The sequence below is a fragment of the Paramicrobacterium salitolerans genome (assembly GCF_051513965.1).
In the GTDB taxonomy this organism is placed as follows: domain Bacteria; phylum Actinomycetota; class Actinomycetes; order Actinomycetales; family Microbacteriaceae; genus Paramicrobacterium.
The window spans coordinates 489623-503801 of sequence record NZ_CP195847.1; the positions used below are offsets into that span (position 1 = coordinate 489623).

A 14179-nucleotide genomic window follows, 5' to 3' on the forward strand; every position below is an offset into this window, starting at 1 on the left:
GGATGCTGCTCGCATACGTTCTACGAGGCTAACCCTGGTTCGCCGCGATCAGCTGCACCTCGACCAGCCTGTCGTCATCCGGGGCCGGTTCTCCGCGCCCGTCCGTGTTGTTCGTGAGCATCCACAGCCCGCCGTCTGGTCCAGGAACGACGTCCCTGATCCGCCCGAACTCGCCGACGAACCATTCCTCCGCGCTCACCTCCGGCGACCCGGACGCCGTGTCCGCACCGCCGATCACCCACAGTCGCTGGCCGCCGAGCGCCGCCATGAAGAGGGTGTCGTCGATGGCGGTCAGCCCGCTCGGGGATGCCTCGTCGGTCGTCCACTGCCGAACGGGGTCGACGAACCGGTCATCATCGGCGACCCCCTCCACGACCGGCCAGCCGTAGTTGCCGCCGGGTTCGATCCGGTTCAGCTCGTCCCAGGTGTCCTGACCGAACTCGCTCGCCCACAGCTGACCGTCGCTCGTCCAGGCCAGGCCCTGCGGGTTCCGATGCCCGTAGGAGTAGACGAGTGAGCCGTCGAACGGGTTGTCCTCGGGCACCTCGCCGGTCGGTGTCATGCGCAGGATCTTCCCCGCGAGCGAGTCCCGGTTCTGCGCGACGTCGCCGCCGGTGGCGTCTCCCGTGGTGGCGTACAGCATGCCGTCTGGTCCGAACGCGAGGCGCCCGCCGTTGTGGATCCCCGCCTTCGGAATCCCCGTGAGCACGGGCGACGGGGCGCCGAGCGTCGGAGCATCCCCAGACTCATCGAGGTCGAATCGAAGGATGCGGTTGTCCTCCGCCGTCGTCACGTAGGCGTACAGCCACGCATCGTCGCCGTCCTCGAGGCGAGCGAGCCCGAGCAGTCCGCCTTCGCTCTCTGGCGCTGCCGCAGTGACTCGGGCGAGCACGGTCGTCGCGCCGTCGGTTCCGAGCAGCACGATCTGCGCGCGGTCCCTCAGGGACACGTACGCGCTGCCGTCCTCGCGCGGAATCACCGACCACGGCACGGGGAGACCGGTCACGAGCACATCGTATTCTCCGCTCGGCATGATCGAGGCCTCTTTCGGCGGCGCGACGCTCGTCTGCTGCGGCTCAGCGGGCGGTGCGCTTGGTTCCGCGCAGGCCGTGAGAAGCAGTGCGGATGCCGTTGCGGCGACGATCGCCCGCCGCATCCTTCTCCCATATGCTCCTCTGCGCATGTCCCACGCTCACAGGTCGAAGACGTTTCGCGAGGGCTCCGGGGAGGGGGAAGCCGCGCCGTCGGAGACGGGCCGCGCTCCCGCGACGAAGTTGCGCAGTTCGGGCCCCGCGACGAGCTTCGCCGGGTACGGTCCTGCCGCGAGCAGCCGCGGCACGAGGTCCAGCGGCAGGAGTGAGCGCGACGCGATCAGCACGACGTTTCCGAACCGGCGACCCTTGAGAATCTGCGTGTCCGCGAACGCGGCGACCTCGGGGAACACGGCCTGCAGCGTCGCCGCCTGCGCACGGGCGAATGCCAGTCCTGGACCGTCGGCCACGTTGACCGCGAGAATCCCGTCGGCCGCGAGGAGGGCAGCGATCCGGGCGTAGAACTCCGTGGTGGTCACGTGCGCGGGGGTCTGCGCGCCGTTGAAGATGTCGCTGACCACGAGGTCCGCCGTCCCGCGGATCCCCTCCGGCAGCCGTTCGACCACCTCGCGGGCGTCGCCGTACCGCACGCGGATCTGCGCGCGCTTCGACCACGGAATCGTCGCGCGCACGAAGTCGACGAGGTCGCGCTCCAGCTCGATCACCTGCTGACGAGAACCGGGCCTCGTGGCATCCACGTATCGGGGCAGCGTCAGCGCCCCGGCGCCGAGATGAACCGCGGTGATCGGGTCTCCGGGCGCGCGCACGAGGTCGACGACGTGTCCGATGCGCCGCACGTACTCGTAGAAGAGCTCCCGCGGGTCATCCATGTTCACGTGCGACTGCGGCGTCCCGTCGACGACGAGCTGGTACGCGCCCGGCACGAACTGGTCTGGCTCGATGGTCGCTGCCAGACCGCTGCGCTTCAGCACGATCGTCGCTCTCTCGCTCACACTCGGGAGTCTACGGCGAGCCGCGTCCCGCCGCTGCGTCCCTCCGCCTCCTTGTCAGCCCCGCACCGTGTCAGCCCCGCGCCGCCCGCACCGTGTCAGCCCCGCACCGTGTCAGCCCCGCACCGTGTCAGCCCCGCGCCGTCCCGCCCGGTACCAGAGCTATCTGCGGTCAATAGAGCCTGCCGCGGCAAGCTCTAACGACCGCAGGTAGCTCTCTCACGCACTTCCCCAAGACGCGGCGCCCGCGTCCCCACCCCGCGCTAGCCTGGAATCGTGCGCATCGATCTCAACTGCGACCTCGGTGAGACCGTCGGCGGGCAGCCGACGGCCGACGATGCCGCCATGTTCCCGCTCATCTCCAGCGCGAACATCGCGTGCGGCTTCCACGCGGGCGACGCCGAGAGCATGCGAGTCTCGTGCGCACGCGCGGTGAAAAACGGCGTCGCGATCGGCGCCCACGTCTCGTATCGCGACCCCGACAACTTCGGCCGCACCGACATGGACCTGCCCGCGGGCACGCTGATCGCTCAGATCGACGAGCAGATCGGCACTCTCAGACAGATCGCGGATGCCGAGGGCGCGACCCTCCGCTATGTGAAGCCGCACGGCGCGCTGTACAACCGCATCGCGCGTGACGCCGACGTCGCCGCGACGGTCATCGAAGCGATCCTCGCCCGCGGCGACGACGCCCTGCCGATCCTCGGTCTGCCCGCGTCGCGCATCGCCGCCGCGGCATCCTTGCACCGCATTCCGTTCATCCGCGAAGCGTTCGTCGACCGCGGCTATCGCCCCGACGGAAGCCTCGTTCCCCGCACAGAACCTGGCGCCCTGCTCGCCCCGGACGACGTCGCCGACCGCGCGATCGACATCGTGCTGTCCGGCGGGGTGACCGCGGTCTCCGGCGAGCGGCTGGCACTCGACGTCGACTCTCTGTGCGTGCACGGCGACACTCCGGGCGCCGTCTCCATGGCGACGTCCGTGCGGCGGGCGCTGACCGACCGGGGCGTGGAGATCCGGGCGGTCGACCATGTCTGAGCCGCTTCGGCAGGTTCGGCCCGTCGGCGATCTCGCACTGCTGGTCGAGTGCGCGTCGCTCGAGGAGGTCATGGCGCTCCATCGCGCGCTCACCGACCCACCGGAGCCACCGGAGCACGTCGTCGATGTCGTGCCGGCTGCCCGCAGCATCCTGGTGACGATCGATCAGACGGATGCCGCCGCCGCGGTGTCCCGCTGGCTCGCGACGACCCCGCCGCTCGCCGTCACGGCGGCCGAGCGCATTGAGCCGGTCACGATCGACGTGCAGTACGACGGCGCCGACCTCGCCGAGGTCGCCCGCCTCACGGGGCTGAGCGAGCGCCGCGTCATCGAGGTGCACCGGTCGTCCGCCTGGCGAGTCGCGTTCGGAGGCTTCGCGCCGGGCTTCGCTTACCTCGTCACCGATCATGAGCGACTCGTCGTTCCCCGTCGCTCCAGTCCGCGCACAAGCGTGCCGACGGGCTCGGTCGCGCTCGCCGGAGAGTTCACAGGGGTCTATCCCCGGTCGTCGCCGGGCGGGTGGCAGCTGATCGGTCAGACGGATGCCGCGCTGTGGCGCCCCGGCGAGCGGCATCCTGCTCTGCTCGAACCCGGTGCCGTCGTGCGCTTCCGGGAGGTCGGCTGATGTCGTTCACGGTGCGCCAGCCCGGTCCGCTCACGACCGTGCAGGATCTTGGCCGTCCCGGCTACGCCCACATCGGAGTTCCGGGGTCGGGAGCGGCCGATCGGGGAGCACTGCGGCTTGCCAACAGGCTGCTGGGCAACGCCGAGGGCGCGGCGGCTCTGGAGATCACGGTCGGCGGTTTCGAAGCGCAGTCTGACGCCGACGCCTGGATCGTCCTCACCGGCGCCTGGTGCCCCCTCACGGTCGGCGGTCGCCCCGTCGACCCCTTCGAGCCGGCGCCCGTGCGCGTGGGTGAGACGATCCGGGTGGATGCCGCCGAGAGCGGACTCCGTGCCTACCTCGCGGTCCGCGGGGGCATCGACGTCGCGCCCGTGCTCGGCTCACGGTCGCGCGACGTTCTGTCGGAGCTCGGTCCCGAGGCGCTGCGGGCGGGGGACGTTCTGCCAGTGGGCGATCGCCCGCGGCATCCGATCCCGGTCCTCGAGATCGCGCCGTGGGGCCCGCCGCCCGTCGACCTGGTCGAGCTTCCCGTCGCTCTCGGCCCGCGCGACAGGTGGTTCACGGATGCCGCTCTCGGGCGGCTCTTCACCGAGCGGTGGCGGGTCTCCGGCGAGTCGAACCGGGTCGGCGCGCGGCTCCTCGGCGCGACCCTCGACCGTCGTTCTGAGGCGGAGCTGCCGAGCGAGGGCATGGTCGCCGGTGCGATCCAGGTTCCCCCGTCGGGGCTCCCGACGATCCTCATGCGCGACCATCCGGTCACCGGCGGCTACCCGGTCATCGGGGTCGTCGTGTCGGAGGGAATTGATGCGCTGGCGCAGCTGAGGCCCGGTCAGGAGGTCGCGTTCCGCCACGCGTGACGGGCCGTTATACCTGAGAGATTCCCGGTCGTCAAGGATTGCAGTGGACACGGCGCGTCAAACGGCATACACTTGTTCTTTGCGCTCCCTGACGTTCTACCATGCCTTCATATTGCGGTCGGCCCAACGTGCTTCGTGTTCCGCGCGACGCACAGTTTCACATGGCGTGAGGCGAGTACTCCATTACTGATTGTAACTAGGCCCGACGGGGCCCACGGAGGTTATATCCCTTGGCTGCTGCGCGCAACGCAACCACATCGACACCCAAGAACGGCCGGAACGCACACCGGCCTTCATTCGCCAAGATCAGTGACACGCTGACCGTCCCGGATCTTCTGGCACTTCAGACCGAGAGCTTCGATTGGCTCGTCGGCAACGACAACTGGAAGGACCGCGTCGAGAACACGGCGGAGTCCGAGCGCAAGGACCTGCCGTCCCAGTCCGGCCTCGAGGAGATCTTCGAAGAGATCTCGCCCATCGAGGACCTCGGCGAGACGATGCAGCTGTCCTTCGCGAACCCCTACCTCGAGCCCGAGAAGTACTCCATCGAGGAGTGCACCGAGCGCGGCAAGACGTACGCGGCTCCGCTGTATGTCGAGGCGGAGTTCATGAACCACCTCACCGGTGAGATCAAGACCCAGACGGTCTTCATGGGCGACTTCCCGCTCATGACCGAGAAGGGCACCTTCATCATCAACGGAACCGAGCGCGTCGTCGTGTCGCAGCTCGTCCGCAGCCCCGGTGTCTACTTCGAGCGCACCCCTGAGAAGACCAGCGACAAGGATGTCTTCTCGGCACGCGTCATCCCGAGCCGCGGCGCATGGCTCGAGTTCGAGATCGACAAGCGCGACCAGGTCGGCGTCCGCATCGACCGCAAGCGCAAGCAGTCGGTCACGACCTTCCTCAAGGCGCTCGGTCTCACGAGCGAGGAGATCCTCGCGGAGTTCGAGGGTTACGAGTCGATCGCCTCGACACTCGAGAAGGACCCGATCCTCACCAAGGAAGACGCGCTGCGCGACATCTACCGCAAGCTGCGTCCGGGCGAGCAGGTGGCTGCTGAGGCGGCCCGCGCGCTTCTCGACAACTTCTACTTCAACCCGAAGCGCTACGACCTCGCCAAGGTCGGTCGCTACAAGATCAACAAGAAGCTCGGTCTCGACGCTCCTCTCAGCGACTCGGTGCTCACGGTCGAAGACGTCGTCGCGACCATCAAGTACCTCGTCCGTCTGCACGCAGGCGAGACCAGCTTCGAGGGCGTCCGCAACGGCAAGCCGGCCGATATCCGCCTCGACGTCGATGACATCGACAACTTCGGCAACCGTCGCATCCGCGCCGTCGGCGAGCTCATCCAGAACCAGGTCCGCACTGGTCTGTCCCGCATGGAGCGCGTCGTCCGCGAGCGCATGACCACGCAGGACATCGAGGCGATCACGCCGCAGACGCTCATCAACGTGCGTCCGGTCGTCGCCGCGATCAAGGAGTTCTTCGGAACCTCTCAGCTGTCGCAGTTCATGGACCAGAACAACCCGCTCGCGGGTCTCACGCACAAGCGCCGCCTCTCGGCGCTGGGCCCCGGTGGTCTGTCGCGTGAGCGCGCAGGCGTCGAGGTTCGTGACGTCCACCCGTCGCACTACGGCCGCATGTGCCCGATCGAGACGCCTGAAGGCCCGAACATCGGTCTGATCGGCTCGCTCGCGACATTCGCGCGCATCAACGCGTTCGGCTTCATCGAGACCCCGTACCGTCGCATCGAGAACGGCAAGGTCACCGACAAGGTCGACTACCTCACCGCGATGGAAGAAGAGGACTACATCGTCGCTCAGGCCAACGCGGTGCTGAACGATGACAACACGTTCCGCGACGACCGCGTTCTGGCTCGTAAGGAAGACGGCGAGGTCGACCTCGTCCCCGTCGAGGAGATCGCCTACATGGACGTCTCCCCGCGCCAGATGGTCTCCGTCGGAACCTCGCTCATCCCGTTCCTCGAGCACGACGACGCGAACCGTGCCCTCATGGGTGCGAACATGCAGCGTCAGGCTGTGCCGCTGCTCCGCAGTGAGTCGCCGTACGTCGGAACCGGTATGGAGGGTTACGCCGCCGTCGACGCTGGTGAGGTCATCACCGCAGACAAGGCGGGCGTGGTCTCTCAGGTTTCGGCCGACGCCGTCACGCTGCAGCTCGACGAGGGCGGCACGAAGACCTACTACCTCGACAAGTTCGTCCGCTCCAACCAGGGCAACAGCTACAACCACCGCGTCATCGTCAACGAGGGTGACCGGGTCGAGGCAGGCGAGGTCATCGCCGACGGTCCCGCGACCGAGAACGGCGAGCTCGCACTCGGAAAGAACCTGCTCGTGGCGTTCATGCCGTGGGAGGGCCTCAACTTCGAGGACGCCATCATCCTCAGCCAGAACGTGGTGAAGGACGACACTCTCAGCTCGATTCACATCGAGGAGTACGAGGTGGATGCCCGTGACACGAAGCTCGGCAAGGAGGAGATCACGCGCGATCTCCCGAACGTGAGCCCGGACCTCCTGAAGGACCTCGACGAGCGCGGCATCATCCGCATCGGTGCCGAGGTCAGCCCCGGCGACATCCTCGTCGGCAAGGTCACGCCGAAGGGTGAGACCGAGCTGAGCGCCGAGGAGCGCCTGCTCCGCGCGATCTTCAACGAGAAGAGCCGCGAGGTTCGTGACACGAGCCTCAAGGTTCCTCACGGTGAGAGCGGAACGGTCATCTCCGTCAAGGAGTTCAACGCCGAAGAGGGCGACGACGAGCTCGGCTCGGGCGTCAACCGCCGCGTCGTGGTCTACATCGCGCAGAAGCGCAAGATCACCGAGGGCGACAAGCTCGCCGGCCGCCACGGAAACAAGGGCGTCATCTCGAAGATCCTGCCGGTCGAGGACATGCCGTTCCTTGCCGACGGAACTCCGGTCGACATCATCCTGAACCCGCTCGGCATTCCCGGCCGGATGAACTTCGGTCAGGTCCTCGAGACCCACCTTGGGTGGATCGCAAACCAGGGCTGGAAGGTCGAGGGCAACCCGGAGTGGGCGAAGGAGCTTCCGGCGGAGACCCGCGAGGGCACGCCGGGAACCAAGGTCGCGACGCCGGTGTTCGACGGTGCGGAGGAGCACGAGATCTCCGGTCTGCTCGACTCGACGCTGCCGAACCGCGACGGTGAGCGCCTCATCGGCTCGAGCGGAAAGACCCGTCTGTTCGACGGCCGCTCGGGTGAGCCGTTCCCGGACCCGATCTCGGTGGGCTACATGTACATCCTGAAGCTGCACCACCTCGTGGACGACAAGATCCACGCCCGTTCGACGGGACCGTACTCGATGATCACCCAGCAGCCGCTCGGTGGTAAGGCGCAGTTCGGTGGACAGCGCTTCGGTGAGATGGAGGTGTGGGCACTCGAGGCCTACGGCGCCGCGTACGCGCTGCAGGAGCTCCTCACGATCAAGTCCGACGACATCCTCGGCCGCGTCAAGGTGTACGAGTCGATCGTCAAGGGCGAGAACATCCAGGAGCCCGGCATCCCCGAGAGCTTCAAGGTCCTCATGAAGGAGATGCAGTCGCTCTGCCTGAACGTCGAGGTGCTGTCCGCGGACGGCACGGCGGTCAGCCTGCGCGACACCGACGACGACGCGTTCCGCGCGGCCGAAGAGCTCGGTATCAACATTTCCTCCAGGTTCGAATCCTCGTCGATTGACGAGATCTGATCGCCTGGCCACTGTAGAAACCTCACAAGAGAATTTCAGGAGAGAAATTGCTCGACGCAACAACTTTTGACGAGCTTCGCATTGGCCTGGCTACCGGTGACGACATCCGTCGCTGGTCGTACGGCGAGGTCAAGAAGCCCGAGACCATCAACTACCGCACCCTGAAGCCCGAGAAGGACGGCCTGTTCGGTGAGCAGATCTTCGGACCGAGCCGCGACTGGGAGTGTGGCTGCGGTAAGTACAAGCGCGTGCGGTTCAAGGGCATCGTGTGTGAGCGCTGTGGAGTCGAGGTCACGAAGTCCTCGGTCCGTCGCGAGCGCATGGGTCACATCGAGCTCGCCGCTCCGGTCACTCACATCTGGTACTTCAAGGGTGTTCCCTCGCGCCTCGGCTACCTGCTCGACATGGCGCCGAAGGACCTCGAGAAGGTCATCTACTTCGCGGCCTACATGGTCATCAGCGTTGACGACGAGGCTCGTCATGCTGACATGCCGGGTCTCGAGAACGAGCTCCGTCTCGAGCTGAAGACGCTCGCTGACCAGCGTGACGCGCAGGTCGCCGACCGTCTGAAGAAGCTCGAGGACGACCTCGCAGCGCTCGAGGAGGAAGGCGCGAAGGCCGACCAGAAGCGTCGCACGAAGGATGCCGCTGAGAAGGAGATGACTCAGCTCCGCAAGTCCTACGACGAGCAGATCGGTCAGCTCGAGCGCGTGTGGGAGGACTTCCGCAACCTCAAGGTCGGCGAGCTCAAGCCGGAGGACACCGTCTTCCACGAGCTCCAGGACCGCTATGGAATGTACTTCGAGGCCTACATGGGCGCCGAGGGCATCCAGAAGCGTCTCGAGACCTTCGACCTGCAGGCCGAGGCTGACTCGCTGCACCTGCAGATCGCCGAGGGCAAGGGCCAGAAGAAGATCCGCGCCATCAAGCGCCTCAAGGTCGTCAACGCATTCCTGCAGACCGGCACCTCGCCGGCTGCGATGGTGCTCGACGTCGTTCCCGTGATCCCGCCGGAGCTTCGCCCGATGGTGCAGCTCGACGGTGGCCGCTTCGCGACAAGCGACCTCAACGACCTCTACCGTCGTGTGATCAACCGCAACAACCGTCTGCGTCGTCTGCTCGATCTCGGTGCTCCCGAGATCATCGTGAACAACGAGAAGCGGATGCTGCAGGAGGCCGTCGACGCGCTGTTCGACAACGGCCGCCGCGGTCGTCCCGTCACCGGAACCGGCAACCGCGCCCTCAAGTCCCTGAGCGACATGCTCAAGGGTAAGCAGGGTCGCTTCCGTCAGAACCTGCTCGGTAAGCGTGTGGACTACTCGGGCCGTTCGGTCATCGTGGTGGGTCCGCAGCTCAAGCTGCACCAGTGTGGTCTGCCGAAGCAGATGGCTCTCGAGCTGTTCAAGCCGTTCGTCATCAAGCGCCTGATCGACCTGAGCCACGCTCAGAACATCAAGGCCGCGAAGCGCATGGTCGAGCGTGCTCGTCCCGAGGTCTGGGATGTCCTCGAGGAGATCATCCGCGAGCGCCCGGTGCTGCTCAACCGTGCACCGACGCTGCACCGCCTCGGCATCCAGGCCTTCGAGCCGCAGCTGGTCGAGGGCAAGGCCATTCAGCTCCACCCGCTCGTGTGTGCTGCGTTCAACGCAGACTTCGACGGTGACCAGATGGCTGTCCACCTGCCGCTGTCGGTCGAGGCTCAGGCCGAGGCTCGCGTGCTGATGCTCGCGTCGAACAACATCCTCAAGCCGTCGGACGGTCGTCCGGTCACCCTGCCTAGCCAGGACATGATCATCGGTCTGCACCACCTGACGACTCTCACCGAGGGTGCTGTCGGAGAGGGCCGCGCGTTCTCGAGCATCGCCGAGGCGATCCTCGCGCACGACCAGGGCACGCTGCACCTCAACGCGAAGGTCCGCATCCGTCTCGACGGACTGCACTTCCGCCCCGAGGAGGCCCCGGAGGGCTTCGTCGAGGGTGAGCAGTTCATCTTCGAGACGACGCTCGGTCGCGCACTGTTCAACGAGGCGCTCCCCGCGGACTACCCGTTCGTGAACGAGGTCGCCGACAAGGGCAAGCTCTCGTCGATCGTCAACGACCTCGCGGAGCGCTACTCGAAGACCGAGACCGCCACCACCCTTGACAACATCAAGGATGCCGGCTTCCACTGGGCGACCCGCTCGGGCGTGACCGTCGCACTCAGCGACATCATCACGCCGGCGAGCAAGAAGGACATCGTCGCCAAGTACGAGAAGCAGGCGGCGAAGGTCCAGGGCCAGTTCGACAAGGGTCTCACCACCGACGCCGAGCGTCGTCAGGAGCTCATCAAGATCTGGACCGAGGCGACCGACGAGGTTGCGCAGGCCATGCGCGACGCGTTCCCGGCTGACAACACCATCAACCGCATGGTGTCCTCCGGCGCTCGTGGTAACTGGCTGCAGATCCGCAACATCGCGGGTATGCGCGGTCTGGTGAACGACCCGAAGGGTGGCATCATCCCGCGTCCGATCCTCTCGAGCTACCGCGAGGGTCTGACGGTCGCCGAGTACTTCATCGCGACGCACGGTGCTCGTAAGGGTCTTGCTGACACGGCTCTCCGTACGGCGGACTCGGGGTACCTCACGCGTCGTCTGGTGGACGTCTCGCAGGATGTCATCATCCGTGAGAAGGACTGTGGCACGTCGAAGGGCCTCGAGCTCCCGATCGCGTCGTTCGACTCGCAGGGCACCCTCGTCCGCGACCCGAACGTCGAGAACTCGGTGTTCGCTCGCTCGCTCGCAGCTGACGCTGTGGATGCCGAGGGCAACGTGGTTGCCGCGGCTGGCGACGACGTGGGTGACGTTCTCATCGACCGCCTCGTGGAGGCCGGCATCGAGTCGATCAAGGTTCGTTCGGTCCTCACGTGTGAGTCGAGCATCGGCGTCTGCGCCGCGTGCTACGGCCGTTCGCTCGCGACCGGTCAGCTCGTCGACATCGGTGAGGCGATCGGTACGATCGCTGCACAGTCGATCGGTGAGCCCGGTACGCAGCTGACGATGCGTACGTTCCACACAGGTGGTTCCGCATCGGCTGACGACATCACGCAGGGTCTGCCGCGTGTCCAGGAGCTGTTCGAGGCTCGGACCCCGAAGGGTGCGACACCGATCGCCGAGGCTGCGGGACGCGTCACGATCGAGGAGACCGAGAAGAGCCGTAAGGTCATTCTCACCCCCGACAACGGTGACGAGCCCGTGGTGTACCCGGTGCTGAAGCGTGCGACGCTCCTCATCGAGGACGGCCAGCACGTCGAGCTCGGTCAGCCGCTCCACGTCGGTGCGATCGACCCGAAGGAAGTCCTGCGCGTTCAGGGCGTCCGTGAGGTCCAGAAGCACCTCGTCGGCGGAGTCCAGGACGTCTACCGTTCGCAGGGTGTGCCGATCCACGACAAGCACATCGAGGTCATCGTGCGCCAGATGCTCCGCAAGGTCACTGTCGTCGACCACGGTGACACCGAGCTGCTGCCCGGTGAGCTGGTGGACCGTTCGCGGTACAACGAGCTCAACCGCGGTGCTCTCGCTGAGGGCAAGCGCACGGCATCCGCGCGTCAGGAGGTCATGGGTATCACCAAGGCTTCGCTCGCGACCGAGTCGTGGCTGTCGGCCGCATCCTTCCAGGAGACGACCCGCGTTCTGACGCAGGCCGCCATGGAAGGCAAGCGCGACCCGCTGATCGGGCTCAAGGAGAACGTCATCATCGGTAAGCTCATCCCGGCCGGTACAGGCCTCGCCAAGTACCGCAACGTCGCTGTCGAGGCGACCGAGGAGGCCAAGGCTGAGCGGTACCCGAACCGCATCTTCGCGGATGACGGCTCCTTCAGCGAGTCCGACCTGTCGTTCGTCGACTTCGACAGCTTCTCGAGCGACGACTTCAACCCGGGCACGTACAGCTAACGGCTGCCCAGCCAGGAGGAGGGCCCCGAAAGGGGCCCTCCTTCGCTGTCTTTCACCGGTTATGATCGAGACGATGATCACGCACGGAAAGACACGCGCATGAGCGACTCAGAGACGCCCGGTCGTTCGTCGCGCACGTGGTTCATCATCGCCACGGTGGTGATCGCCGTTCTCGTCGTCGCCAGCGGAGCTCTGGTCTCCTCACTGGTGTCCGCATCCGGCAGTGAGGAGAAGCCCCAGAAGTCGGCCGCTCCTCCCGCGGACGAGGAGCGTCCTCTGCCGGAGAATCAGCCGGGACCGACGCTGGCCGGTCCGAATCCGGCGACCTGCGAGGAGCTGTACTCACCCGAGATGATGACGCAGCTCACGAACACGGGTCTCCCGCTCAACGATCCGTCGATGGCGGACAGCGTGGGAACCGGCGATGGAGAGCTCCAGACACTCATCTCGCAGGCGCCTCAGCATCTGGAGTGCAGCTGGGGCTATGCGGGTGACTACGGCCTCACAACGAGCGTCGTGCGTCTCGATGACGCGGGCGTGCAGGCGGTTCGCGATCGCATGGATGCCGCTGGCTTCAGCTGCTCCGAGGAAGATCAGGGCACGCGCTGCCTCACATCGTTCACCGAAGGCGGTACACGCTACGGAGAATCGCACTTCCTCCGCGAGGGTGTGTGGCTCGCCACGAAGTGGGTAAACTTCGCGCCGAGCGGCTACACGCCCGACATGATCGACACGCTCTGGCCCGATGACGCGGCCGAGTGAGTCGATGCTGAGAACCTTCCCGACACGCCGCAACCCCCTGTAGCCGGCGCGCCCCTCGCAGTACAGTGACGGCAAGCGACCCCGACCGCGGAGGAGGCCGTCATGAGCGATCCGAACTCATCGTCACGCCCGGAGGACAGCACGCCGGAGAAGCCGACGACCGGGAGCGATCCCATCGCGTCCACGCCTGAGTCTGACGCGAACGGCGCACCGACCGAGAAGGTCACGAACGTCGAGAGCTCCCCGGAGCGCAGGGCTGATGCGACGACGTCGACTCCGAGTCCAGAGACGAACGCCGTCGCTGGGGGAGCATCGGCGTCGGGCGCGGCGGACGGAGACCGAGTAGGTCAGCAGGATGCCGCGACGGAGCGGATCTCCCACGGTGCGGAGTCCGACGCGCAGACGCAGCGGATGTCGTCCACGGCGAACGACGATCCGACCGAGGAATACCCCTATGCGCGCGAGGCAGAGGCGGCCCGAAGAGATCGCACCGTCACCGAGGCATACTCGACGGATGCCCAGACTGAGCATCTGATCACCGGTCCGGAGCCGACCGCGGCATACGACACCGCGCCGGCTGACGAGCGCCGCGGCACGGTCCTCCCGGCGTCGAACCAGTACGTCGAACTTCCCGAAGAGCCGAAGCGCAAGGGAAACCGCTGGGCTGGCATCGGCATCGGTCTCATCCAGGCCGTGATCTTCGCTGCGGCGCTGTTCGGGGTGCTCGTGCTCCTCCGGGTCCTCGGGGGCGAGGCGCTCGATCCGTTGGCGATCGCATTGTCGCCGGCGTTCCTGATCGCGGTCGGCATGTTCTTCATCGGGCTGATCCTCGTCGCCCTCATCGTGAACCGCGCCGGCTGGTGGTCCTGGGTCCTTGGTGGACTGTTCATCGCGATCTTCGCCTATGCGGGATGGATCGGCGGCTCCCTCGTGCAGGACGCCATGTCGGTGCCGTCGAACCGGGTGCTCCAGTACGTCCTCGAGCAGCTCCTGACGTGGCCGGCCATCGCCGCCTTCATCCTCGGTCGAGAGATCCCGATCTGGTTCGGCGCCTGGACGTCGGCTCGTGGCCGTCGAGTGGCCGCCCGCAATCGTGAGGCGCGTGACGAGTACGAGCGCAAGCTCGACGAGAGCGTCTGAGCCGCGAGATCCCCGCGATTCCGCGGGTGTGAGAGCAGGATGCCACATCCGACACGCCCGGGAAT

At 66.5% G+C, this 14179-nt stretch carries 9 protein-coding genes; 7 read left to right on the forward strand and 2 right to left on the reverse strand.

Features of this window, described 5'->3' with window-relative positions:
• Window positions 1–28: 28 nt before the first annotated feature.
• The gene (locus tag ACSAGD_RS02360; protein WP_437584126.1) at window positions 29–1156 is read right to left on the reverse strand and encodes a PQQ-dependent sugar dehydrogenase; all 1128 of its coding nucleotides are present in this window, start codon (window positions 1154–1156) and stop codon (window positions 29–31) included.
• Window positions 1157–1192: 36 nt separating this feature from the next.
• Window positions 1193–2044, reverse strand: coding sequence for a spermidine synthase (locus tag ACSAGD_RS02365; RefSeq protein ID WP_437584127.1), 852 nt, complete (start codon window positions 2042–2044; stop codon window positions 1193–1195).
• A gap of 273 nt (window positions 2045–2317) precedes the next feature.
• Here ACSAGD_RS02365 and ACSAGD_RS02370 point away from each other — a divergent pair, with 273 nt between their 5' ends.
• From ACSAGD_RS02370 to ACSAGD_RS02400, 7 genes are all read left to right on the forward strand, one after another.
• A complete protein-coding gene (locus ACSAGD_RS02370; RefSeq protein ID WP_437584128.1) occupies window positions 2318–3079 on the forward strand; it encodes a 5-oxoprolinase subunit PxpA in 762 nt (253 codons plus the stop codon).
• Window positions 3072–3704 (forward strand): 5-oxoprolinase subunit PxpB, encoded by a 633-nt coding sequence (gene pxpB, locus ACSAGD_RS02375; RefSeq protein WP_437584129.1) that lies wholly within the window; start codon window positions 3072–3074, stop codon window positions 3702–3704. Before ACSAGD_RS02370 ends, pxpB begins: the two co-directional genes overlap by 8 nt.
• Complete coding sequence (locus ACSAGD_RS02380) at window positions 3704–4561, forward strand: biotin-dependent carboxyltransferase family protein (protein ID WP_437584131.1); 858 nt, start codon at window positions 3704–3706, stop codon at window positions 4559–4561. Before pxpB ends, ACSAGD_RS02380 begins: the two co-directional genes overlap by 1 nt.
• A gap of 230 nt (window positions 4562–4791) precedes the next feature.
• Window positions 4792–8283: a DNA-directed RNA polymerase subunit beta gene (gene rpoB / locus ACSAGD_RS02385; protein ID WP_437584132.1), complete on the forward strand. Its 3492-nt coding sequence runs from the start codon at window positions 4792–4794 to the stop codon at window positions 8281–8283.
• Window positions 8284–8330: 47 nt separating this feature from the next.
• Entirely contained in the window at window positions 8331–12212 is a 3882-nt protein-coding gene (rpoC, locus tag ACSAGD_RS02390; RefSeq protein WP_437584133.1) for a DNA-directed RNA polymerase subunit beta', read from the forward strand.
• 99 nt (window positions 12213–12311) lie between these two features.
• A complete protein-coding gene (locus tag ACSAGD_RS02395) occupies window positions 12312–12974 on the forward strand; it encodes a hypothetical protein (RefSeq protein ID WP_437584134.1) in 663 nt (220 codons plus the stop codon).
• A 102-nt stretch (window positions 12975–13076) separates the two neighbouring features.
• Window positions 13077–14114, forward strand: coding sequence for a hypothetical protein (locus ACSAGD_RS02400; protein WP_437584135.1), 1038 nt, complete (start codon window positions 13077–13079; stop codon window positions 14112–14114).
• Window positions 14115–14179 lie beyond the last annotated feature (65 nt).